Source organism: Rhodococcus sp. NPDC079359 (genome assembly GCF_040702585.1).
GTDB lineage: Bacteria > Actinomycetota > Actinomycetes > Mycobacteriales > Mycobacteriaceae > Rhodococcoides.
In genome coordinates this window covers 35,496-59,656 of sequence record NZ_JBFBLH010000005.1, presented here as the reverse complement: position 1 = coordinate 59,656, position 24,161 = coordinate 35,496, and the positions used below count along the sequence as shown (strand labels likewise).

General features: G+C 66.7%; 21 protein-coding genes. 19 read left to right on the top strand and 2 right to left on the bottom strand.

Annotation, left to right across the window (positions count from 1 at the left end; translation table 11 throughout):
* Positions 1-50 precede the first annotated feature (50 nt).
* The 19 genes from AB0362_RS13760 to AB0362_RS13670 all read left to right on the top strand — a co-directional run bounded on the left by AB0362_RS13760 (position 51) and on the right by AB0362_RS13670 (position 22,280).
* Positions 51-1,652 (top strand): UDP-N-acetylmuramoyl-L-alanyl-D-glutamate--2,6-diaminopimelate ligase, encoded by a 1,602-nt coding sequence (locus AB0362_RS13760; RefSeq protein ID WP_366235729.1) that lies wholly within the window; start codon positions 51-53, stop codon positions 1,650-1,652.
* Positions 1,649-3,157, top strand: a complete 1,509-nt coding sequence (murF, locus tag AB0362_RS13755; RefSeq protein WP_317784377.1) for a UDP-N-acetylmuramoyl-tripeptide--D-alanyl-D-alanine ligase — start codon at positions 1,649-1,651, stop codon at positions 3,155-3,157. Before AB0362_RS13760 ends, murF begins: the two co-directional genes overlap by 4 nt.
* Positions 3,154-4,239, top strand: a complete 1,086-nt coding sequence (mraY, locus tag AB0362_RS13750) for a phospho-N-acetylmuramoyl-pentapeptide-transferase (protein ID WP_032394385.1) — start codon at positions 3,154-3,156, stop codon at positions 4,237-4,239. The genes murF and mraY overlap by 4 nt, the downstream gene beginning before the upstream one ends.
* A 3-nt stretch (positions 4,240-4,242) precedes the next feature.
* Positions 4,243-5,715, top strand: a complete 1,473-nt coding sequence (gene murD, locus AB0362_RS13745) for a UDP-N-acetylmuramoyl-L-alanine--D-glutamate ligase (protein ID WP_366235728.1) — start codon at positions 4,243-4,245, stop codon at positions 5,713-5,715.
* On the top strand, positions 5,712-7,298 hold the full coding sequence (ftsW, locus tag AB0362_RS13740) for a putative lipid II flippase FtsW (RefSeq protein ID WP_317784375.1): 1,587 nt from the start codon (positions 5,712-5,714) through the stop codon (positions 7,296-7,298). The genes murD and ftsW overlap by 4 nt, the downstream gene beginning before the upstream one ends.
* Positions 7,295-8,437, top strand: coding sequence for an undecaprenyldiphospho-muramoylpentapeptide beta-N-acetylglucosaminyltransferase (gene murG, locus AB0362_RS13735; RefSeq protein ID WP_317784374.1), 1,143 nt, complete (start codon positions 7,295-7,297; stop codon positions 8,435-8,437). The genes ftsW and murG overlap by 4 nt, the downstream gene beginning before the upstream one ends.
* 63 nt (positions 8,438-8,500) lie before the next feature.
* Positions 8,501-10,006, top strand: a complete 1,506-nt coding sequence (gene murC, locus AB0362_RS13730) for a UDP-N-acetylmuramate--L-alanine ligase (protein ID WP_366235821.1) — start codon at positions 8,501-8,503, stop codon at positions 10,004-10,006.
* The gene (locus tag AB0362_RS13725; RefSeq protein WP_366235727.1) at positions 10,003-10,797 is read left to right on the top strand and encodes an FtsQ-type POTRA domain-containing protein; all 795 of its coding nucleotides are present in this window, start codon (positions 10,003-10,005) and stop codon (positions 10,795-10,797) included. The genes murC and AB0362_RS13725 overlap by 4 nt, the downstream gene beginning before the upstream one ends.
* Before the next feature lie 171 nt (positions 10,798-10,968).
* The gene (gene ftsZ, locus AB0362_RS13720) at positions 10,969-12,264 is read left to right on the top strand and encodes a cell division protein FtsZ (protein WP_068051956.1); all 1,296 of its coding nucleotides are present in this window, start codon (positions 10,969-10,971) and stop codon (positions 12,262-12,264) included.
* A complete protein-coding gene (gene pgeF, locus AB0362_RS13715) occupies positions 12,261-13,028 on the top strand; it encodes a peptidoglycan editing factor PgeF (protein ID WP_366235726.1) in 768 nt (255 codons plus the stop codon). The genes ftsZ and pgeF overlap by 4 nt, the downstream gene beginning before the upstream one ends.
* 19 nt (positions 13,029-13,047) lie before the next feature.
* Positions 13,048-13,803, top strand: coding sequence for a YggS family pyridoxal phosphate-dependent enzyme (locus AB0362_RS13710; protein ID WP_366235725.1), 756 nt, complete (start codon positions 13,048-13,050; stop codon positions 13,801-13,803).
* Positions 13,804-13,886: 83 nt separating this feature from the next.
* Positions 13,887-14,531, top strand: a complete 645-nt coding sequence (locus AB0362_RS13705) for a cell division protein SepF (protein WP_300523136.1) — start codon at positions 13,887-13,889, stop codon at positions 14,529-14,531.
* Between the two features lie 82 nt (positions 14,532-14,613).
* The gene (locus AB0362_RS13700; protein ID WP_317784371.1) at positions 14,614-14,901 is read left to right on the top strand and encodes a YggT family protein; all 288 of its coding nucleotides are present in this window, start codon (positions 14,614-14,616) and stop codon (positions 14,899-14,901) included.
* Positions 14,902-15,061: 160 nt separating this feature from the next.
* A complete protein-coding gene (locus tag AB0362_RS13695) occupies positions 15,062-15,913 on the top strand; it encodes a DivIVA domain-containing protein (RefSeq protein ID WP_366235724.1) in 852 nt (283 codons plus the stop codon).
* Positions 15,914-15,992: 79 nt separating this feature from the next.
* On the top strand, positions 15,993-16,169 hold the full coding sequence (locus tag AB0362_RS13690; protein ID WP_366235723.1) for a hypothetical protein: 177 nt from the start codon (positions 15,993-15,995) through the stop codon (positions 16,167-16,169).
* Between the two features lie 285 nt (positions 16,170-16,454).
* Positions 16,455-19,592 (top strand): isoleucine--tRNA ligase, encoded by a 3,138-nt coding sequence (ileS, locus tag AB0362_RS13685; RefSeq protein WP_366235722.1) that lies wholly within the window; start codon positions 16,455-16,457, stop codon positions 19,590-19,592.
* Positions 19,589-20,236 carry a peptide deformylase gene (locus AB0362_RS13680; RefSeq protein ID WP_366235721.1) on the top strand — a complete coding sequence of 216 codons (648 nt, stop codon included), beginning with the start codon at positions 19,589-19,591 and terminating at the stop codon, positions 20,234-20,236. Before ileS ends, AB0362_RS13680 begins: the two co-directional genes overlap by 4 nt.
* Positions 20,237-20,238: 2 nt before the next feature.
* Positions 20,239-21,597 (top strand): DNA polymerase IV, encoded by a 1,359-nt coding sequence (locus AB0362_RS13675; protein WP_366235820.1) that lies wholly within the window; start codon positions 20,239-20,241, stop codon positions 21,595-21,597.
* A gap of 197 nt (positions 21,598-21,794) precedes the next feature.
* Positions 21,795-22,280, top strand: coding sequence for a hypothetical protein (locus tag AB0362_RS13670; RefSeq protein ID WP_176460298.1), 486 nt, complete (start codon positions 21,795-21,797; stop codon positions 22,278-22,280).
* A 95-nt stretch (positions 22,281-22,375) separates the two neighbouring features.
* Here AB0362_RS13670 and AB0362_RS13665 read toward each other — a convergent pair whose 3' ends face one another.
* Positions 22,376-23,119 (bottom strand): hypothetical protein, encoded by a 744-nt coding sequence (locus tag AB0362_RS13665; protein WP_317784368.1) that lies wholly within the window; start codon positions 23,117-23,119, stop codon positions 22,376-22,378.
* Positions 23,116-24,093 carry a hypothetical protein gene (locus AB0362_RS13660; RefSeq protein WP_317784367.1) on the bottom strand — a complete coding sequence of 326 codons (978 nt, stop codon included), beginning with the start codon at positions 24,091-24,093 and terminating at the stop codon, positions 23,116-23,118. The genes AB0362_RS13665 and AB0362_RS13660 overlap by 4 nt, the downstream gene beginning before the upstream one ends.
* Between the last annotated feature and the right edge of the window lie 68 nt (positions 24,094-24,161).

Here is a 24,161-nt window from a genome sequence, read left to right as displayed (position 1 = left end):
ATCGAGCCGCGGCAGGCGCGTGGCCGGCAGTAGAGAGGAAGGGAGCAGGAGTGACTGTGTCATCGGATTCACAACCGGCTCCGGGTTCACGTCCGGCGCATCCACCGCACACCGAAGTACGGGAGGTGGCGTCCGCGGTCGGTGCAACGATCGGCGAGGCCGATCCCGCCGGTGTGAGCGTGACCGGTATCGATCTGCGCGCGCAGTCCGTTCTTCTCGGCGATCTCTTCGCCGCACTGCCCGGATCGTCTCGACACGGTGCCGAGTTCGTCGCCGACGCAGTCGAGCGCGGTGCCGTGGCGGTGTTCACCGACCCGGCCGGACTCGAGATCGTGCGGGGAGCGCTCGCAGGCACGGGTCTACAGGTTCCGGTTCTGGTGCACGAGCACCCGCGCCAGGTGTTGGGTGCGGTCTCCGCTCTCGTCTACGGCAACCCGTCGTCGAAGATGACCGTCATCGGTATCACCGGTACCTCGGGAAAGACGACGACGTCGTATCTGCTCGAAGCCGGCCTGACTGCTGCAGGTCGTCGATGCGGTCTGATCGGCACCATCGAGACCCGTGTTCTGGGCCGTCATGTACCGAGCGCGCTGACCACGCCCGAGGCCCCGCAGCTGCATGCGCTCTTCGCCGTCATGGTCGAGCAAGGTGTCGACACGGTGGTGATGGAGGTGTCCTCCCATGCGTTGTCCCTCGGCCGGGTCGACGGCACCTGCTTCGCGATCGGTGCGTTCACCAATCTCTCCCAGGATCACCTCGATTTTCACGACTCTCTCGAGGACTACTTCTCCGCCAAGAGTCGGTTGTTCGCGGCCGACTCGGCGGTTCGTGCCGACACCGCCGTCGTCTGTGTCGACGACGCGTGGGGCATGCGGATGGCCGACATCGCTCGATCGGCCGGGTCGGCCGTGGTGACCGCGTCGACCGGTGCCGATTCGCAGTGGACGGTCTCGGACTGGGCCAAGCACGACGACGGCACCCAGTCGTTCACCGTCGCCGATCCGGAGGGTGCGTCGCTGCCGGTCTCGGTCCGGTTGCCGGGTCGCTACAACGTCGCGAACACCGTGCTGGCGTTGGCGACCTGCGCGGCGGCCGGGGCCGACGTGCGCAAGGCCGTGACCGGGGTCGCGACGGTCGACGTGCCGGGCCGCGTGCAGCGGATCGACCGTGGACAGAACTTCCTGGCGGTGGTCGATTACGCGCACAAGCCTGCGGCCGTCGAGGCCGTGCTGGCGACGTTGCGCGAATCCTCGCGTGGACGAATCGCGGTGGTACTCGGAGCAGGTGGCGATCGCGACACCGCGAAGCGTCCCCTGATGGGTGCCGCCGGAGCGCGCGGCGCAGAGCTCCTGGTGGTGACCGACGACAACCCGCGCAGCGAGGACCCGGCCATCATTCGACAGGCCGTCGAGGACGGCGCACTGTCGGTGCCCGAAGAGGCCCGCGGTGAAGTACGAAACGTGGCAGGCCGCGCAGCGGCGATCGAACAGGCCGTGGCGTGGGCACGCGAAGGGGATGTTGTGTTGATCGCAGGTAAAGGGCACGAGACCGGACAAGAGGTAGCGGGTGTGAAGCATCCGTTCGACGATCGAGTGATACTCGCCTCGGCCATCGATGCGCGTCGGGTCGGTACGAGCGCGGGCGTACGGTGATCCCCCTCTCGATCGACCGCATCGCCGAGATCGTCGGAGGCACGGTGCACGATGTGCCGGATCCGACGGTCGTGGTGCCAGGACCGGTGGAGTTCGACTCCCGCAAGGTCACCCTCGGCAGCATCTTTCTCGCCCTACCCGGCGCGAAGGTGGACGGTCACGACCATGCCGCCGCCGCGGTTGCCGCAGGTGCGGCGCTGGTACTGGCCGCGCGTCCGGTGGGCGTACCGGCCGTGGTCGTCAGTCCGGTTCCGCACGAGAGCCGCGCGATGGCACTCGAGAACGACCCGGACGGCTCCGGTTCGGCAGTACTGTCCGCGCTCGGCGCTCTGGCCCGGGCCTCGGTGCTCGAGTTGACGGCCGAGCACGGCCTGACCGTCGTCGGTGTGACGGGATCCTCCGGGAAGACCTCGACCAAGGACCTGATCTCTGCGGTCCTCGAGCCTCTGGGCTCGGTGGTGGCACCGCCCGGATCGTTCAACAACGAATTGGGACATCCGTGGACGGCGCTGCGAGCGGATGCCGACACCGATTTCCTCTGTCTTGAATTGTCCGCCCGAGGAATCGGCCACATCGCCGAACTCGCCACGCTCGCACCGCCCCGGATCGGGGTTGTCCTGAACGTCGGAACCGCGCACCTGGGCGAGTTCGGCTCGCGCGCGGCCATCGCACTGGCGAAGGGCGAGCTGGTCGAGGCGCTCCCGAGTGCCGCCGACGGGGGAGTGGCGATCCTCAACATCGACGATCGCCTCGTCGCCGAAATGGTCACGCGTACAACGGCTGCCGTCGTCACGGTCGGGCGCAACGCAGATGCCGACATCAGAGCCCTCGACGTGCAGGTCGACACCGACGCCCGGGCGTCGTTCACGCTCGAATGCGCAGCGGGTTCGGTACCGATCACCCTGGCGGTGCACGGTGAGCATCAGGTCGGCAACGCCCTCGCGGCAGCGGCCGTCGCCCTCGAGTGCGGAGCAACGCTGACGCAGGTTGCCCAGGCGCTCGGGGCCGCCGCACCGACGTCGATCAGACGGATGGACGTGCGCACCCGCGCCGACGGCGTCACCGTCGTCAACGACTCGTACAACGCCAACCCCGATTCGATGCGCGCCGCACTCAAAGCACTGGTGTCGATGTCGCGTCGCGACGACGGACCGAAACGCCGCAGCTGGGCGGTGCTGGGAGAGATGGGCGAACTGGGTTCGGACTCGGTGGTCGAGCACGACGCGATCGGCCGCCTCGCCGTCCGCCTCGACGTCGACCGTCTGATCATCGTCGACACCGGCCGTCCCACCCGGGCGTTGCACCAGGGTGCCGTCATGGAGGGTTCGTGGGGCGAGGAATCGATGCTGGTGCCCGACCGTGAAACCGCGATCGCAGTACTGCACGAGGAAGTGCGTCCCGGCGACATCGTGCTGGTGAAAGCCTCGCAGTCCGGGGCGATGTGGACCGTCGCAGACGCCCTGCTGGCCGATGCGTCGAGCGCCACCGCGGAGGGTGAGCAGTGAGGCAGATCCTCTTCGCCGGAGGCATCGCGCTCGCGGTCGCGATTCTCCTGACCCCGGTGCTGATCAAGACCTTCTCGAAACAGGGCTTCGGCCAGGAGATTCGAGTGGAGGGCCCGGCGAGTCACCAGTCCAAGCGGGGCACACCGACCATGGGCGGCGTCGCAATTCTGGTCGGCATCTGGGCCGGCTACTGGGGCTCGCACCTGATCGGTATCGGCTACGACGCAGACGGTCCGTCGGCCTCGGCCCTGCTCGTCCTCGGCCTGACCACGGTGCTCGGTCTCGTCGGCTTTCTCGACGATTTCATCAAGATCCGCAAGCAGCGCAACCTGGGTCTGAACGCCACCGGTAAGTACGTCGGTCAGATAACGGCAGCCGTGCTGTTCGCGATCCTGGTGTTGCAGTTCCGCAGCGAGAGTGGGCTCACTCCTGGCAGCACCCAACTGTCGTACGTACGCGATATCGCCACCTGGTCGATGTCCGCGGTGGTCTTCGTGTTCTTCGTCTGCCTGCTCGTGATCGCGTGGTCCAACTCGGTCAACCTCACCGACGGCCTGGACGGCCTCGCAGCCGGGTCGATGACACTGGTGCTCGGTGCCTACACCGTCATCACCTTCTGGCAGTACCGCCAGGCGTGCGCAGGGCCCGCCGGGCCCGCCCCCGGCTGCTACGACGTCCGAGATCCCCTCGACCTGGCACTGGTCTGCGCTTCGGCAGCGGGAGCCTGCATCGGCTTCCTGTGGTGGAACGCCGCGCCTGCCAAGATCTTCATGGGCGACACCGGATCCCTGGCCCTCGGCGGTCTGATCGCAGGCCTGTCGGTGGTGACCAAGACCGAACTGATCATGGTGGTCATCGGTGCGCTGTTCGTCGCCGAGGCCGCATCGGTCGTCATCCAGGTCGCGGTGTTCCGATCCAGTCGCCGACGCGTGTTCCGCATGGCACCGTTCCATCATCACTTCGAGTTGGCCGGATGGGCCGAGACGACGGTGATCATCCGGTTCTGGTTGTTGGCCGCCATCGCGTCGGCCGTCGGACTCGCTCTGTTCTACAGCGAGTATCTCGCTGCTGTCGGCGGATAGGGCATGGACGAATCTCCGCACGACGCTCGGACCGACCTGACCTGGTTGCGCGGCAGTTCGGTGCTGGTGACCGGTGCCCGCATCTCGGGACTGGCCGTCGTGCAACCGTTGCTCGATCTCGGTGCCGTCGTCACCGTCACCGACTCGAATCGTGCCGCGCTGGACGAGGCGTCGGACTTCGGGGCTGCCGTGGTGCTGCAGGACGACCTACTCGCCGATCCGGCGGCGCTCGCTGCGTTTTCGCTCGTCGTCACCAGTCCCGGCTTTCGTCCCGACTCTCCGGTGCTGGCCGCGGCCACCGAGCAGGGCATTCCGGTGTGGGGCGATGTCGAGTTGTCCTGGCACGTGGACCGGGCCGAGTTGTACGGACCCCGAACTCGCTGGCTGGTGGTCACCGGCACCAACGGAAAGACGACCACCACCTCGATGCTGGCGTCGATACTCGACGCCGCAGGCATCGCATCGGTGGCCTGCGGCAACATCGGACTCCCCATCGCCGACGCGTTGCGCGGTACCCCGCATCCGAGTGTGCTCGCCGTGGAGTTGTCGTCGTTCCAGTTGTTCTGGGCTCCGTCGGTGCGTCCGGCGGCGGGGGTGGTGCTCAACATCGCCGAGGACCATCTCGACTGGCACGGCGGTATGGACGGATACGTCCAGGCCAAGGCTCGTGTGTTGAGCGGTGATGTCGCGGTGGTCGGTCTCGACGACTCGAGGGCGGCGAGTCTCGCTGCCGGATCACCCGCAGCCACCGTCGTCGGGTTTCGGCTGGGTGAGCCGGCCTCGGGTGAGCTGGGAGTGCGGGCAGGGATGCTCGTGGACGATGCCTTCGGTGCGAACGTCGATCTTCTCGCTGCGGACGAGGTGGAGCCGAGCGGCCCGTCCGGCATTCTCGATGCGCTCGCAGCAGGCGCGCTGGCTCGTTCGATCGGTGTGGACGCCGACGCTGTTCGGGTGGGGCTGCAGACCTATCGGGTGGGTCCGCATCGTGCGGCGGTGGTGCGCGAGCTCGGCGGGGTGACGTTCATCGACGACTCGAAGGCGACCAATCCGCACGCCGCTCGATCGTCGATCTCGGCCCACGATCGCGTCGTGTGGATCGCGGGTGGGTTGCTGAAGGGTGCGGTGATCGACGATCTGGTGGTCGAGATCGCCGATCGTCTCGTGGCTGCGGTCGTTCTCGGGCGCGATGGGATGCAGATCGCAGAGGCTTTGGCGCGACACGCGCCCGATGTTCCGGTCGTCAGGCTCCCTTCGGGAGACGATGCTGGTGTGACTCATGGTGCTGAAGATGCTGATGCGGTGATGCGGGCGGTCGTGGCCCATGCGGCCGAACTCGCCGCGCCGGGGGATACGGTCCTGCTGGCCCCGGCCGCCGCGTCACTGGACATGTTCGCCGACTACGGCCACCGCGGCCGCAGCTTCGCCGAGTCGGTCCAGCGCCTCGAGGCCACCGACATCGGATCGCCGCGATCGTGACCGCCGCCGGTCATCCGCCGCGTCCACCTCGCCGCACCGCCGCTCCACGCACCCGAATCGGCCTGTGGTTCGGCCGCCCGCTCGCGTCCTTCCATCTCGTCGTCACGATCGCGGTACTACTCACGGTGTTGGGCCTGGTGATGGTGCTGTCGGCGTCGTCCGCCGAGTCCTTCGCAGCCGATGAGTCCGGGTACGCGCTCTTCACCCAGCAGCTGATCGGTGTCGCGCTGGGAGTCGTGGCGTTCTACGTCGCTCTCCGGCTGCCGGTTCGCTACCTCAGAAAGCTGTCTTTTCCGCTGTTCCTGGTTTCGATCACCATGCTCATGTTGGTGCTCATCCCCGGAATCGGTGCCGAACGCCAAGGTGCGCGCCGCTGGTTCGACTTCGGCGTCGTGTCCTTCCAGCCGTCCGAGCTGGCCAAGGTCGCGCTGGTTCTGTGGGGCGCACACCTGTTGGCCTCGCGGCGCAGCGAGCACGGCAACATCAAATCGCTGCTGGTGCCGCTGCTGCCTGCAGGTCTGCTGATGTGTCTGCTCGTCGTGCTGCAACCGAACCTCAGTACCGCCATCGCCCTCGGCATCATCCTGGTGGCGCTGCTGTGGTTCGCCGGCCTGAACGCTCGGCTGTTCGGTGCGGTGCTGATGACCGGTCTGGCGTTGGCAACCGTGCTCGCGTTCACCGCCGGTTACCGATCCAATCGCGTCAAGGCCTGGCTCAACCCGGGTGAGGACACCCAGGGCCTGTCCTATCAGTCCACCCAGGCGAAATACTCCCTGGCCGACGGCGGAATGTTCGGTCGCGGGCTCGGGCAGAGCCGCGCGAAGTGGAGCTACCTGCCCAACGCGCACAACGACTTCATCTTCGCCATCATCGGCGAGGAACTCGGAATGATCGGCTGCCTCGCAGTCATCGGATTGTTCGGCCTCTTCGTCTACACCGGCCTGCGCATCGCCATGCGTTCGGTCGATCCGTTCCTGCGGCTCTTGACCGCAGGTGCCACGTGCTGGGTGTTCGGCCAGGCCATGATCAACATCGGCTACGTCGTCGGGTTGCTGCCGGTGACCGGTCTGCAGCTGCCCCTGGTGTCCTACGGTGGCACCTCGACCGCGATCACGCTGCTGATGTTCGGCATCATCGCGAGCGCCGCCCGCCACGAACCCGAGGCGATCGCGGCCCTGCACGCAGGGCAGGAGGGCCGAATCGCGCGAGCTCTGAAGCTGCCGCTGCCCGCCGTGTTCTCGCCCAAGCGAGCCGCGATGGCGCGCTCGAAGTCCACTCGCCCCACACTGGCGGCGCAGGATCGCAAACGCCTCGAGTCCCGTAAGGGCAAGGGCAGTGACGCACGGACAGCGCGGGCTGCCGAACCCGGCCGTGCCCGCACGCGCGTCTCCAGTTCACGGACCGACACGATGTCGCCCACATCGACTGCGTACCGGGGCGACGCTCCCCGCGGCAACCCCCGTCGAAGCGATCCGGTCCGGCGAGAGCCCGCCGCAGGATCGCGATCGGCATACCGTCCGCGGCCGGAACCACAACCCGGTCGCCCTCCCGTCCGCTCGGGTGAGCGAGGATATCGACGGTGAAGCAGACATCTCGACCGATTTCCGTAGTGGTTGCCGGGGGCGGAACGGCCGGGCACATCGAGCCTGCGCTCGCTGTGGCCGACGCCTTGCGTGTCCTCGACCCCACCGTCACCGTCACCGCTCTCGGCAGCAGCCGCGGCCTCGAGACGACTCTCGTCCCGGCTCGCGGGTACGCACTCGAGCTCATTCCGCCCGTTCCGCTGCCCCGTAAGCCCACCGTCGACCTGCTCAAGTTGCCGCTGCGCGTCGTGCGATCGGTGCGCCGCACCCGAGAGATCTTCGCGGCCGTGGAGGCGGACGTGCTCGTCGGATTCGGCGGCTACGTCGCGTTACCGGCCTATCTCGCGGCCCGCGGTCGACTGTTCGGCCGTGGCGGCCGAATTCCCGTGGTCATCCACGAGGCCAACGCACGAGCGGGTATCGCCAACAAGGTCGGTGCCCGCTCGGCCGAGCGGGTACTCGCCGCGGTCGCGGGCTCGGGGATCGCCGCGCGCGGTGCTGCCGACGCGGACGTGATCGGAATTCCCGTGCGTCCCACCATCACCGGCCTCGATCGGGCTGCCGTCCGCGCGGAGGCTCGCGCGCACTTCGGCCTGCCCGAGAACGGCCCGGTGCTGCTGGTGTTCGGCGGCTCACAGGGGGCCCGATCGCTCAACGACGCGGTGTCCGGAGCCTCGGCGGCCCTCGCCGATGCGGGTATCTCGGTTCTGCACGCCCACGGTCCGAAGAACTCGCTCGATGTCGAGCAGCGCAATCCGGCCGCGCCGTACGTCGCGCGCGCCTACATCGACCGGATGGATCTGGCGTACGCGGCCGCGGACCTCGCGATCTGTCGCTCCGGTGCCATGACGGTCGCCGAGGTTTCCGCGACCGGTCTGCCCGCCGTCTACGTGCCCCTGCCGCACGGCAACGGCGAGCAGGAACTCAACGCCCGTCCCGTGGTCGACGCCGGAGGTGGCATCCTGGTACCCGATGCGACACTGACCGAGCAATACGTGAGCGAGACAGTGGTCGCGCTGCTGGCCGACACCGAACGAATCGCCACCATGTCTCGTGCCGCCGCCGGTGCCGGGCACAAGGGCGCAGCAGCTGCCGTCGCGCAGATCGTGCTCGATACCGCGCACGCGGCGCGGCGCTGAGCTGGGCGGCGTCGCGCATGAGAAGAGAACGAGGGAGACGTCCGCGTGACAACTGAGGGTGCGATGTCGGATCTGCCGGCAGAGCTCGAACGAGTACACATGGTGGGCATCGGTGGTGCCGGAATGTCCGGCATCGCGCGGATCCTGCTCGCTCGCGGGGGACAGGTGTCGGGTTCGGATGCCAAGGAATCGCGCGGCGTGCTCGCACTGCGCGCACGCGGCGCCCAGGTCCGCATCGGTCACGACGCCAGCGCCCTGGACATGATCGACGGCGGGCCCACCGTGGTCGTGACGACCCACGCCGCGATTCCCCAGACCAATCCCGAACTCGTCGAAGCTCGCGAACGCGGAATTCCGGTGGTGCTGCGACCGGCCGTGCTGTCTTCTCTCATGCAGGGATACCGCACGCTGTTGGTCTCGGGTACGCACGGAAAGACGTCCACGACCTCGATGCTGGTCGTCGCCCTGCAGCACTGCGGGTTCGATCCGTCGTTCGCCGTCGGAGGAGAGCTCAACGAAGCCGGGACCAACGCCCATCACGGCAGCGGCGACGTGTTCGTGGCCGAGGCGGACGAGAGCGACGGCTCGCTGCTGCAGTACACGGCCAACGTCATCATCGTGACCAACATCGAAGCCGATCATCTGGACTACTTCGGCACCACCGACGCCTACGTTCAGGTGTTCGACGACTTCGCTGCGCTCCTCGGTCCCGGCGGTGTGCTCGTGGCCTGCATGGACGACCCGGGTTCGGCGGCGCTGGCTCGACGCGTGGTCGAGCGGAACCTTCCCGGAGTCACGGTGCTGGGATACGGGTCCTCGGACGTCGACGCGGGGCCGGTCGACATGGCCGTTCGGCTGCTGGCGTGGGAGCCCGAGGACATCGGTGGCGTCGCGCAGTTGCAGATCGCAGGTGAGGACGCGGCGCGCACCGTACGGCTCGGCGTCCCCGGCCGGCACACTGCACTCAACGCGCTGGCGGCGTTCGTCGCGGCGCGCCAGGTCGGTGCCGGTGTCGAGGAATTGCTGGCCGGGCTCACCGGTTTCGGCGGCGTGCATCGACGCTTTCAGTTCACCGGGCGTGAGCACGGCGTCCGTGTGTTCGACGACTACGCGCACCATCCGACCGAGGTGCGTGCGGTCCTGACGGCCGCGCAGGCCCTCGTGGTAGGCCAGGATCGTTCGGGTGGCGAGCAGGGACGGGTGGTGGTGGTGTTTCAGCCGCACCTGTACTCGCGGACCGCGACGTTCGCCGAGGAGTTCGGTGCCGCGTTGTCGTTGGCCGACGAGATCGTCGTGCTCGACGTCTACGGCGCGCGCGAGGAGCCGTTGCCCGGTGTGACGGGGGCGCTGGTTGCCGCTTCGGTGACCAAGCCGGTGAACTATCAGCCGGATCTGTCGTTGGTGGCCAAGCAGGTCGCCCACCTGAGTGTGCCCGGCGATGTCGTCATCACCATGGGAGCCGGCGACGTGACGATGCTCGGCGGGCCGATTCTCGATGCGCTTCGCTCGAAGACCGATTTCGGTGCTGCGACCGGCCGCGGAGTACCGAAGGATCGGCCGTCGACGTGACCCGCCGCTCCGATCGAGTCCGTTCTTCGAGGTCGGGAACAGCTGCACGAGAGAGTGATTCGCCGTCCGCGGTCACCGACAAGCAAGCCCGCGCTCAGGCACGGGAAGAAGAGCGCGCCCGAGTGAAGCGGTCGCGTCGCAAAGCCGCTCTGATTGCGCTCGCCGTGGTGGTCGTCGTGGTGGGATCGGCTGCGCTGGTGTACTTCACGCCGCTGTTGTCCGTTCGCACCATCGCGGTCGCGGGGGCATCGTCGGTGTCCGAGCAGGAGATCCTCGACCGGCTGGACGTACCCGTCGGCCTTCCGCTGGTTCGGGTGGACACGGCGGGGGCGGCGCAGCGGGTGGCAACGATCCCGGCGCTGGCGACGGTCCGCGTGCAACGCCAGTATCCGTCCACCGTGCAGGTGACGGTCGAGGAGCGAGTTCCGGTGGCGTTCTTCGATTCTCCGGACGGCACCCATCTCCTGGACTCCACCGGCGTCGATTTCGCGATCGCGCCGCCACCGCCAGGGGTGGTGCGTCTGGTGACCGACAATCCGGTGTTCGGTGATCCGGTGACGAAAGATGCACTGGCGGTTCTCGATACGTTGCCACCGCTGCTGCGTGATCAGGCCGCCGAGCTGCGGGCGAGCACGCTGTCCGACATCTCGATTCTGCTGCTCGACGGGCGCACCGTCGTGTGGGGCAGCAAGGACGACTCCGAGCGCAAGGGCGCGGTCGCGATCGCATTGCTGTCCCAGCCCGGTCAGATCTTCGACGTGTCGAGTCCGGATCTGCCCACCACCAAATAGTTTCGACGCGCGGACCGGAATTTCTCGCGTGGCGTCGGCGCGCCTAATGGCGATAGTCGTCGGCGATGAATAGCGTTTCGACCAGTTCAGTACTTGACATAACTCTAAGCCTGTGGTTTAGGTTGAGGGTTTTCCACATTTCAGGCAACAATCCACGGAAGGCGAGAGCCCATGACGCCCCCGCACAACTACCTCGCCGTAATCAAGGTCGTCGGCATCGGCGGCGGCGGCGTGAACGCGGTCAACCGCATGATCGAACAGGGACTCAAGGGAGTCGAGTTCATCGCGGTCAACACCGACGCTCAGGCCTTGCTGATGAGTGATGCAGACGTCAAGCTCGACGTCGGCCGCGAACTGACCCGCGGACTCGGCGCAGGTGCCGATCCCGAGGTCGGCCGCCGCGCAGCAGACGATCACAAGGACGAGATCGAAGAGGTGCTCAAGGGTGCCGACATGGTGTTCGTCACCGCAGGCGAGGGAGGCGGCACCGGCACCGGTGGCGCTCCTGTCGTCGCCAACATCGCTCGCAAGCTCGGTGCACTGACCGTCGGTGTCGTCACCCGGCCGTTCTCCTTCGAGGGCAAGCGGCGCGGTGGACAGGCCGACACCGGCATCCAGCAGCTCCGCGAGTCCTGCGACACGCTCATCGTCATCCCCAACGATCGACTGCTCCAGCTCGGCGACGCGGCCGTCAGCCTCATGGACGCGTTCCGCAGCGCGGACGAGGTACTGCTCAACGGTGTCCAGGGCATCACCGACCTGATCACCACTCCCGGACTGATCAACGTCGACTTCGCCGACGTCAAGGGCGTCATGTCCGGCGCAGGCAGTGCACTGATGGGTATCGGATCCTCACGCGGTGAGGGTCGCGCGATCAAGGCAGCCGAATCGGCGATCAACTCGCCGCTGCTCGAAGCCTCGATGGAAGGTGCACGCGGAGTGCTGCTCTCCATCGCCGGTGGATCCGACCTCGGTCTGTTCGAGATCAACGAGGCCGCCTCGCTGGTGCAGGAAGCCGCACACATCGACGCCAACATCATCTTCGGCACCGTCATCGACGACTCGCTCGGCGACGAGGTCCGCGTGACCGTCATCGCCGCAGGCTTCGACGGCGGAACCCCGACGCGGCGTCCGGTCGAAGCTGCCACCTCCACCCGCGGCCCCATCGGATCGGCTCGCTCGGGCGAGGTGTCCTCCAAGTCGACCGACAGCTCCGACGGTGCCGTGTTCCGCGACCCGGTCGGCGCACCGAGTGGGAGCAGTCTGCCGCCGCTGAACTCGTCGAGCTCGTCCAACCGCGAATCGTCGAGCCGCGAATCCGCAGCCGGTTACGGTCGCGACTCGTCCGGCCAGGGCCGGGACTCGTCCGGACAGGGCCGCGAGAGCGTCGGTTCCGGCCGTCGCGTTCCGATCGCCGAGGACGAGGGCGAAGACGAAGTCGATGTGCCGTCCTTCATGCGGCGGTGAGTGACACCGCTTCCGCCGGTCCGTTTCGTGTCCGACGCGTCTCGACGACGCGGGCGGGCGGCGTCTCGGCACCGCCGTTCGACACGTTCAATCTCGGCGACCATGTAGGTGACGACCCCGCTTCGGTGGAGGCCAACCGTCGACGCCTCGGCGATCGACTGGGTATGGGACTCGAACGGCTCGTGTTCATGGAGCAGGTCCACGGACGCACCGTCACCGTGGTCGACGGTCCGGTGTCCGAGCCGGTGCCGATGACCGATGCGTTGGTGACGACGCAACGTGATCTCGGTCTGGTGGTGTTGACTGCCGATTGCGTGCCGGTCCTGCTCTCCGACGAGGAGGCCGGCGTGATCGCAGCGGTGCATGCAGGACGGGTCGGTGCCCGCATCGGCATCGTTCCCCGGGTGTTGGCTGCCATGGTCGAGCTCGGGGCGGTTCCGGCGCGGATCGGCGCATTTCTCGGTCCGGCGGCGAGCGGCCGACAGTACGAGGTCCCCGCCTCCATGCGAGCGGACGTCGACAAGCATCTCCCCGGCAGCGCGACGATCACCGTCCGTAACACGCCGGGGCTCGACATTCCCGCCGGTATCCGCGCTCAACTGCTCGCCGCGGGAGTGCCCGGGGTCGCTCAGGATCCGCGGTGCACCATCGAGGACCGGGCCTTGTTCAGTCACCGTCGCGAAGGATCGACCGGCCGAATCGCCAGTGTCGTATGGATGGACAGCACATCCCCAGGTGAGCGGGCCGAAACGGCAGACCGGTGAACCGGCACAGGAGGTTGTCATGAGCGAACCCACCGGCAGCGCGTCGGGCACCGACCGGGCGCAGGAGATCGAGACGGCGTTGACGTCGGTGCGTGAGCGGCTGCACCGCGCCTGTGTCGACGCGGGCCGGTCGCCTGCCGACGTGGCTCTGCTGCCGGTGACCAAGTTCTTCCCCGCCTCGGACGTGCGGATTCTCTACGAACTGGGGTGCCGCGACTTCGGCGAGTCCCGGGAGCAGGACGCGTCGCCCAAGGTCGCCGAGACGGCCGAAGATTTCGTCGGCGATCCGCCTCGCTGGCACATGATCGGACACCTGCAGCGAAACAAGGCGAAGTCGGTTGCCGCGTGGGCGCACGCCATTCATTCCGTGGACAGTGCGCGGTTGGTGGCCGCACTGTCCAAGGCGACGACGGCGGCATTGGACGAGGGTGTGCGTCGGACCGAACTCGACGTGATCGTTCAGGTCAGTCTCGACGGCGATGTGCACCGCGGCGGCGTAGAACGCGACGAACTCCACGAGCTCGCCGACGCGGTGTCGAACGCGTCCGGGTTGCGTTTGGCGGGGTTGATGGCGGTGCCACCGCTCGACGCCGATGCGGACGCCGCATTCGCCGATCTCGAGAGCCTGCACCGTCGGCTGACGGCCGATCATCCCCAAGCGCTCGAGCTCTCCGCAGGCATGACCGGAGACCTGGAAGCTGCTGTGCGGCACGGATCGACGTGCGTGCGTGTCGGTACCGCAATACTCGGCGCGCGGCCGATAACCTCGCAATAACAGTCCATGGATCACATCAGTCACAACAGACACTTGCGAACCTGGAGATGGACAGTAGACACACCGCCACGGAAGGCAGAACGATGAGCACCCTGCACAAGTTCAAGGCGTACTTCGGCATGGTTCCGCTCGCCGACTACGAGGACGACTACCTCGACGATCCGGACACGCGACGCAGTTCCCGTGGTGGTCGTGACAGCTACGACGACATGGATGAGCGTGAATTCGTGAAGCCGTCGTTCGGTGGATCTCGGCACGCGCAGGTCGAGGACGACTACGACGACTACGAGGCCCCGCGTCCGGCGACGCTGGCCCCGATCGGCGGACGAGGACGTGGCGCGGCACCGACCACGCGAGGTGCGGCAACCAGGGGAGCGTTGGCCATGGACACTCGGATGGACGTGCGTGCGGAGACGCGACGCAGCCCGATCGCGGACGACGGCGGCCCGCTCTCGAAGATCACCACGCTGCGACCGCGTGACTACAGCGAGGCGCGCACCATCGGTGAGCGCTTCCGCGACGGCACTCCGGTCATCATGGACCTGGTCGAGATGAGCAACGCCGACGCCAAGCGCCTGGTCGATTTCGCGGCCGGGCTCGCCTTCGCGCTGCGCGGTTCCTTCGACAAGGTTGCGACCAAGGTATTCCTGCTCTCGCCGGCCGACGTCGACGTCTCGCCGCAGGAGCGCAGGCGGATCGCCGAGACCGGCTTCTACAGTCAGCAGTGAGAGATTCGCTGTTCGGGGTGGTAGAACGGGGCTGTGACCAGCGCGCTTTGCTCAGCCCGTCGAATTCAGGCAGAGTATAGCCGTGATCGTGTTCACGGTGATCAACATCGTATTGTTTCTTTTTTGGCTCCTTCTCATCGGTCGAATCATCGTCGAGTTCATCAGAACTTTCGCGAGAGATTGGCAACCGACCGGGTTGGTCGTCATCGTGCTCGAGGCGATCTTCACGGTCACCGACCCGCCGGTGAAGTTCCTCCGCAGGATAATTCCGCCGCTCAATCTCGGCGGAGTTCGACTGGACCTGTCCATCATGGTCCTGCTGTTCGTCGTCTTCATTGCGTGGAATGTGACCAGCAGTCTCGCGGCCTGAGATCGCAGACGAAATGTTAGAACGCGGGACCCAGCGCATGCTGCGTGTCCTGTGTGACAGAATGGACGCCAGTTACAGTTTGATTGTTCTGCACTCGCGCGGAATGGCATATAACTGAATGCTTGCTCTACCGCCCCAAGACGCGTGAAGGGATCCTTCCATGCCGCTGACTCCAGCTGATGTGCACAATGTCGCGTTCAGCAAGCCGCCCATCGGTAAGCGTGGTTACAACGAAGACGAGGTCGACGCTTTTCTCGACCTCGTCGAGCAAGAGTTGTCGCGACTGATCGAAGAGAACGCCGACCTCCGCCAGCGGGTCGGTGAGCTCGACCAGGAGCTTGCGGACGCCAAGAACGCTTCGCGGCAGAGCCCGCAGGCGGCTCAGGTCGCGGCACCGAAGGCCGAGCCACAGCGCCCGGTGGATCCCCCCAAGCCACCGCCCGTCGCGGCGCAGCCCGCTCCGGTCGCACCCGTTGCGGCGGCCCCGCAGCAGAGCGGCGACTCCAACATGCAGGCCGCCAAGATTCTGGGCCTCGCTCAGGAGATGGCCGATCGTCTCACCGGTGATGCCAAGTCGGAGTCCGAGCAACTGCTCGGCAACGCGCGCACCAACGCCGAGCGTTTGGTCTCGGATGCCCGCACGCGTTCGGAGTCGATGATGTCCGAGGCTCGGCAGAAGTCCGAGTCGCTGCTGTCCGACGCACAGACGCGCTCCGAGACCCAGCTGCGTCAGGCCAAGGAGAAGGCCGACGCATTGCAGGCCGACGCCGAGCGCAAGCACACCGAGATCATGGCGACGATCAACCAGCAGCGTTCGGTACTCGAAGGTCGCATCGAGCAGCTCAAGACGTTCGAGCGCGAATACCGCGTGCGGCTCAAGTCCTACCTGGAATCGCAGCTCGAAGAGCTCGAGAACCGCTCCTCGGCGCTGCCGGTGGACAACGGGCAGGACAACTTCAACCAGGACAACCAGTCGTCGGGGTACAGCCAGTCGTACGCCAAGGGCAACTGACGCAGGAGTTCGTGCCGATGCTGCCGAACACGGCAGCATCGGACCCTGACGTCGCGTCGAACGGTGAGCGAGGAATCACGTGCTGGTCCTGACTCTCGGCGCAGCGGCGATCGGTTTCGGCTTTCTGGTTCTGGCCTTGATGACGGGGTCGGTCGTGTGGGCGTGGGCCTGCATCGTCGTGTGTATCGTGGGGGCAGTTCTGCTACTTGTCGGTGCATTGACGGGCAAACGGCCACCGCTGGAACCCGATAAGTAATATGTGCTGATTTTTCCCAGTTGTTTCAGGCGTCGATCCGGCCATCACCGGGGAGCCTTCGGAAGAACGACTCGGTTCGATGGGCAACCACCTCGAATCGACGTCCAGTAGAACCGAACGGGTGAGCCCGTCACAGCTCACGTGGAGAGGCTTGCTCCGGCGACGGTGTCGTCGGAGCCGAGCAAGCGGGGTGGTACCGCGGTATCCGACGTCCCGATCGTCGAATGTCGTCCCCGTGCCAAGAGGTGTCGCGTCCAGTACGCGTCCGGCACGGAGGAGACAGATATGACAGATGCGAGCGCACGTCCGAAGAATGCGTCGTACCCGCTGGTCGATTTGGCCGAGGGCCGATCGGGCAGCGTCCCGTTCCCCGATCTCGAACGCATCGTTCTGCACGAGTGGGCCGAGGACGGCACCTTCCGAGCGAGCATCGACAATCGAGCGGGTGCCGAGGAATTCGTCTTCTACGACGGCCCTCCCTTCGCGAACGGTCTGCCGCACTACGGCCACCTCCTCACCGGTTACGTCAAGGACCTCGTCCCGCGATTCCAGACGATGCGGGGCAAGAAGGTCGAGCGTCGCTTCGGCTGGGACTGCCACGGTCTGCCCGCAGAGCTGGAAGCGGAGAAGCAGCTCGGTATCAAGGACAAGTCCGAGATCGACGAGATGGGTCTGGCGAAGTTCAACGCCTACTGCAAGCAGTCGGTGCTCCAGTACACCGACGAGTGGCGGGACTACGTCACCCGGCAGGCGCGGTGGGTCGACTTCGACAACGACTACAAGACCCTCGACGTCGACTTCATGGAGTCCGTCATGTGGGCATTCAAGACGCTGCACGACAAGGGCCTGATCTACCAGGGATACCGAGTTCTGCCGTACAGCTGGTACGAGCAGACACCCCTGTCCAATCAGGAGACCCGCCTCGACGACGCGTACAAGATGCGTCAGGATCCCGCGGTCACCGTCACGATGCCGTTGACGGCTCCCGGCTCGCCCCTGGACGGCGCGAACGCGTTGATCTGGACTACCACGCCGTGGACCCTGCCGTCGAACCTGGCGATCGCGGTGCATCCCGAGGTGCACTACGTACAGGTGCGAGGAGCCGACGGTGAGCGTTACGTGCTTGCCGCGCAGCGACTCTCGCACTACGCGAAGGAACTCGGCGAGGAGCCGGAGGTGCTCTCGGAGCACACCGGCTCCGAGTTGGTCGGACTGTCCTACACACCGCCGTACGACTTCTTTCTCGGCCACGAGAACTCGCACCGCGTGCTGCAGGCCGACTACGTCACCACCGATTCGGGCACCGGAATCGTCCACCTCGCACCGGCTTTCGGTGAGGAGGACATGGACGTCGCCACAGCGAACGGCATCGAGGTGGTGCAACCGCTCGACGCAGGCGGCAAGTTCACCTCGCTGGTGCCGCCGTACGAGGGCCTGATGGTGTTCGACGCCAATCCGGTGATCATCAAGGACCTCAAGGCCTCGGGTCGGTTGCTGCGGCACGAAACCATCGAGCACTCGTACCCACACAGCTGGCGCAGTGGTCAGCCACTGATCTACATGGCAGTGCCGTCATGGTTCGTCGCGGTGACCAAGTTCCGTGATCGGATGGTCGAGCTGAACCAGGAGATCACCTGGGTTCCCGAGCACATCAAGGACGGCCAGTTCGGCAAGTGGCTCGAAGGTGCACGCGACTGGAACATCAGCCGAAACCGATACTGGGGCAGCCCGATTCCGGCGTGGACCTCCGACGACCCGGCCTACCCGCGGCTGGATGTGTACGGCAGCCTGGACGAGCTCGAGCGTGACTTCGGTGTGCGGCCGACCGATCTGCACCGGCCCTACATCGACGATCTGACGCGTCCCAACCCGGACGACCCGACGGGTAAGTCCACGATGCGCCGCGTTCCCGAGGTGTTGGACTGCTGGTTCGAGTCCGGCTCGATGCCGTATGCGCAGGTGCACTTCCCGTTCGAGAACGAGGAGTGGTTCTCCACGCACAACCCGGGCGATTTCATCGTCGAGTACAACGGGCAGACGCGCGGCTGGTTCTACACCCTGCACGTGCTCGCGACCGCGCTGTTCGATCGTCCTGCGTTCAAAACCGTTGCTGCACACGGCATCGTGCTCGGCGACGACGGCTTGAAGATGAGCAAGTCCAAGGGTAACTACCCGGACGTCAAGGAGGTCTTCGACCGCGACGGCTCCGACGCCATGCGGTGGTTCCTGATGTCCTCACCGATCCTGCGCGGCGGCAACCTCATCGTCACCGAGCAAGGCATCCGCGAGGGCGTCCGCCAGGCGTTGCTGCCGATCTGGAATGCGTGGAGCTTCCTTCAGCTCTACGCCTCGAAGCCCGGGCAGTGGCGGACCGATTCTCCGCACGTGCTCGATCGCTACGTCCTTGCCAAGCTGTCGGCCACCCGCGACGCGATCACCGATGCGCTCGAGGGCAACGACATCGCCGGTGCCTGCGACGAGCTGCGCACGTTCTGCGATGCGCTGACCAATTGGTATGTGCGACGGTCGCGTTCGCGGTTCTGGAGCGAGGACGCCGACGCGATCGACACCCTGCACACCGTGCTCGAGGTGCTCACGCGCATCGCCGCCCCGCTGTTGCCGCTGATCAGCGAAGTGGTGTGGCGGGGCTTGACCGGTGGCCGCTCGGTGCACCTGACGGACTGGCCCGAGGCCGACGAACTGCCGTCGGATCCCGAACTCGTCGAGAGCATGGACGAGGTCCGCACCGTGTGCTCGACCGTTCTGGGTCTGCGCAAGGCACAGAACCTGCGCGTGCGGTTGCCGCTGCCCGAGGTGACCGTCGCGGCCGCCGATGCGGAGCGGCTGCGTCCGTTCGTCGACATCATCGCCGACGAGGTCAACGTCAAGAAGGTCGATCTGACCGAAGACGTTGCGGTACACGGAAAGTTCGAGCTCGTCGTCAATGCGCGTGCTGCGGGCCCGCGTATCGGCAAGGACGTCCAGACCGTCATCAAGGCCGTGAAGGCAGGCGATTGGTCCGAGGACGCGGACGGTGTGGTGAGCGCAGCAGGAATTGCGCTGCTGCCGGAGGAATTCACTCGCAGGCTCGTTGCCGCCGAGCCCGAATCGACGGCACCGTTGCCCGGAAACGCCGGACTGGTCGTGCTCGATTCCGCCGTCACCGAGGAGCTCGAAGCCGAGGGCTGGGCCAAGGACCGCATCCGCGAACTGCAGGACGCGCGTCGTAATCACGGCTTCGACGTCTCGGACCGCATCGACATCGTCATCGAGGTCCCCGAACATCGGCAGGCGTGGCTCGACACGCACCGCGATCTCATCGCCGGTGAGGTGCTCGCACTCTCGCTCGTCGACGGACGCGTCGGCGACGACGGCAGCGATCTCGGTGAGGGAGTGCGGGCAGCGATCACCAAGTCGTCATGATCGACGGCGACGTATCGGTCGGTGCAGTCCGCGAGCTTCTCGCCGAAGCTCGCGGCGGCGTCGTGCCCATCGTCGCGGCGGGTGACCCGGTTCTGCGGTCCGGGGCTGCCCGGTATTCCGGTCAGCTCGATTCCGAGACGTTCGCGGAGTTGATCGAGGTGATGCGCGCGACCATGCACGACGCGCCCGGTGTCGGCCTGGCCGCACCGCAGATCGGCATCCCGTTGCAGATCGCAGTGATCGAGGATCGCTGCGACGTCGAAGCGGAGGTGTCCCGGGTCCGGGAGCGCACACCGCTTCCGTTCCGGGTCCTGGTCAATCCCCGGTACACCCCGGTCGGATCGCGGACCGCAGGCTTCTACGAGGGTTGTCTCAGTGTTCCCGGTTATCAGGCCGTCGTGACGCGAGCGGCCGAGGTGCGGCTCGAGTGCACCGACGAAGCCGGTCGCGAGATCGACGAGGTGGTTGCCGGCTGGCCGGCCAGGATCGTGGCCCACGAGACCGACCATCTCCACGGCACCCTGTACATCGACACCGCGCACATGCGATCGCTGACGACGAGCGAGGTGTACGGCGAGCTGTGGTCGGATCCGACACCCGAACGGGCGGCGCAGGCGCTCGGCTTCACCGTCGATCTCGGCTGACGATGTCGAACATCGCCGACGACACTCTGCGGAGTCGCCGATGGGTGCTGCACCTGGACATGGACGCGTTCTTCGCGTCCGCCGAACAGCTCACTCGCCCCACATTGCGGGGCCGCCCGGTTCTCGTCGGCGGCGCGGGTGGGCGGGGAGTGGTGGCCGGTTGCAGCTATCAGGCGCGTGCGTTCGGGGCGCGTTCTGCCATGCCGATGCATCAGGCCCGCCGACTCGTCGGAGCCGGGGCCGTGGTGTTGCCACCGCGGTTCGTTCTCTACTCCGAGCTCAGCCGACGCGCTTTCGAGGCACTGCGCGGACCCATGCCCGTTCTCGAACAACTCTCGATCGACGAGGCGTTCGGTGAGCCGCTCGAACTCGCCGGTGCGACGGTTCACGAGGTCGAGCAGTTCTGCGCGGGCCTGCGCGCACTGATACTCGCCGAGACCGGACTGGTCGCCTCGATCGGTGCCGGATCCGGAAAGCAGATCGCCAAGATCGCGTCGGGACTGGCCAAACCCGACGGCATCACCGTCGTTGCTCCGGGAATCCAGGCCGAGTTGATGGCGGCTCTGCCGGTCCGGAAACTGTGGGGGATCGGACCGGTGGCCGGAGAGCGCTTGCGGCGCTTGGGAATCGACACCATCGGCAAGTTCGTGGCCACGCCGGAGTCCGAGGTGGCGTCGATTCTCGGGGCCACGATGGGGCCGAGCCTGCATCAGCTCGCACGCGGAATCGACAATCGCGTCGTGGCCGAACGGGCCGAGGCCAAGCAGGTCAGCGCCGAGACAACGTTCGCGCAGGACGTGATCTCTCTCGCTCAACTCCGCCCGGCCATCGAGTCCATCGTCGATTCGACGCATCGCCGGTTGTTGAAGGACGGTCGGGGTGCCAGGACGGTGGTACTGAAACTGCGCAAGTCCGATATGAGCATCATCACCCGATCGGCAACGTTGCCGTACGCGACGGTGGACAAGCAGACCATCGTGGCCACGGCGCAGCGACTTGCCGTCGATCCGGTCGACGTAGGTCCGATCAGGCTGGTCGGCGTCGGGCTGGCCGGGCTGTCGGCCGTGCGACAAGGTTCGCTGTTTCCCGAGCTGGAGTACGAGCCGGCCGCGGATGCGACCGAGGAGTCGCTCGCACCGATCGAGGCCGCCGCGGATGTCGTCGTCCCGGACGGTCCGCGGTGGCAACCGGGCATGGACGTCCGGCACCCCGACTTCGGTCACGGCTGGGTGCAGGGGGCCGGTCACTCGGTGGTGACCGTGCGATTCGAGACGCGAACCAGCGGGCCGGGAATCGCGCGCACCTTCGCCGAATCGGACGAGAACCTGGTCGTTGCCGACGTTCTCGACAGCCTGAAGTGAGTTGTGGCGTCGCTGAGGAAACTCTGTGAGGTTTCACAGGTATGCCGATCGCGTTGTGACTCGGGCGTGTCGAGCTGACATAGTGGACCAGGTCCGAGACGACCCCATTCCAGACGACCGACGAGTCACAGAACGATCGAGACGTGACTCAGAGTGAAAAGGACAAGCACTTGAAGCTTCGTAACACCCGACGGGCAATGGTTGCCGGCATCGCCATCGCCGGAGCGCTCACCATGACCGCCTGCAGCTCCGGAGGCGACGAAGAGCCCACCGCGACGACGACGGCGGTCACAACTTCTGCCGCTGCCGCTCCCGACGCCGGTGCGTACCCGCCGGTGCCGACCGTGGAGGACCTCAACGCTCAGCTCGTACGCGGGCTCGACCCCAACGTTCCGGTCGAGGAGAAGGCCGCCCTGATCCAGGGTGCATCCGAGGACCCCGAACTGATCAACCAGGTCGCCGCAGCTGCCGTCGCAAACAACGCGCAGATCGAGATCACCAGCATCGACGATCTCGGCACCGGCGTCCTCAACGCAGGCATCACGATCACGCTCAACGGCCAGGCCAACCCCGGCACCTTCCAGTTCGTCCCCGAGGACGGCGTCTGGAAGCTTTCCAAGGACAACGCGTGCGGCATCGTCTCGCTCGCGCAGCTGACCAGCCCGGCGTGCCCCGCACCCTGAGTCCTGCCGATCGTCTCTGACCGACAAGAACACTGCCGGTGACATATCCCCGAGGGGACGTGTCACCGGCAGTTTTTCGTGGTACCCGGCTCGATTCACATGCTCGGTGTCACCGATCGAATGCGTTCGACGGCAGCCTCGGCGACAGCGGTCACGGTCTCCGGTTCCAGGCCGGCCTGATCCGAGACGACGATCTGGACGACGGTCGAGTCGACCACGGCCACCACCACATCGGAGACCAAGGTGAACCCTTCACTGCTGGTGGTCAGGCGTACCGAGGCCGATGCGTCGCCGACCGAGGACTGCTCCCGGCCCGCCAACGCGTAGTCGACGCTCACCCCGTCCGCGTCCGTGCCGCTGAACGTCGTGCACCCCACCCAAGCCTGCTGGATCGCCGTGAAGGCCTCGGCCGTGCCCGTATCGGGGTAGCTCGCCGCATCCTCGTCGATCGAGGAGAAGTTCGGTCCCGAGAAGCGGACGACTGCGTTCGAGGCCGCACCGCCCCGCTGCTCCGAGATCGGTGCCAGTACCGCAGCGCACTCGGCAGGGTCGGTACCGGACTCGTCGGGTGAGTCGTACTCGGGAGCCGGGTCGAGACCGAGATCCTGGACGGGGTCGGGAATCGAGGAGAAACCGTCCGGAAGGTCGCCGAGACCCAACATCGCTGCGGCAAGGACACCGGAGTCGGTGATCGGGGCACCGAGCAGGGGGTCGGGTGCGGGGACGGAGCTGGGCGCGGGTGCAGGGGTCGGGGCCGGCTCGTCTGCGCTGCACCCGGACGCGGCGACGCCGAGGACAGACAGCGCCGCCAGCAGCTGCGTCGCGGTCCGCGCCGTCATCGGGCAGCCCAGGTGATCGAATCTCCGACGGTCTGACGCAGCACGGTCGTGCTTTCGGGGTCGGTGTACATCTGCTCTCCACCTGCGGTGATCGATCCGCCGACGGGAAGCGGTCGGGTCAGATCGATCTCGAGCGTTCCCGATCCGGTGAACGTGTAGGTCTCGATGTTCAGCGTCCCCGCGTCGTCGGGCAGGTTCCAGGTGGTCGATTCGGGTGTCTGGGTGATCGCGACGTCCAGGGTCGCTCGGTCACCGTCGAGTGCTCGCAGCGTGACCGTGGTGCGCTGGTTCAACGTGATGCCGCTCAGTACCTGTTGATCGACGGTCCATGTCGCGCCCACTCCCACCTCGGCCTCGGGGAAGTCGACGGAGCGGTACACCGCGGCGTTCAACGAGCGTTCGATCGCCGCGCGGGCGGTGTCGAGCGCGGCGTCGGCGGGGGTGATGTGCAGTGCGGTGATCGCTCCCGAGTCGGTGGTCGCCAGCCGTGCCGACGAGCCCTCGGATGCGGAGAGGGCGTCGGTCAGTCCCTCGTCGGGCGACGTCGCAGCTCCGATGGTCAGCTCGACGGACCGGGTAGCGCCGGTCGAGGCGTCGTCGTCCGGGACGGTGTCGGACGTCGATGCGGACAGGGGCACGGTCAGTTCGGGGCTGGAGAAGTCCTGTGGAGCCCCGTCGCTGATCTGCTGCGAGACGGTGGAGGTGGTGGTGAGGTCCACGTTCTGCTCGTTCGCGTCGGAGGTTTCGAAGGCCAGTACGCGTCGCGGTTCGGTGCCGGGGTCGACCACGGTGGTGGTCGTCGGCGTCACGGCGATCGTCACCTCGTTCGAGGACGCCGCCTGCTCGGGAGCGGGATCGGTGTCGGTGTCGGTGCTCGAACATCCGGCGACGAGGACCACTGCACAGCAGGCAGCGAGGAAACCGGAGCGGACGGTGCCGGAGCGGACGGTGCGGAAACGATCGGTCGACTTCACGGCCACCAGGCTACTGACACCGCCCGTGGAGACCGGTGGTGCGCGGCACGGATGAGGACCCGCCGCCG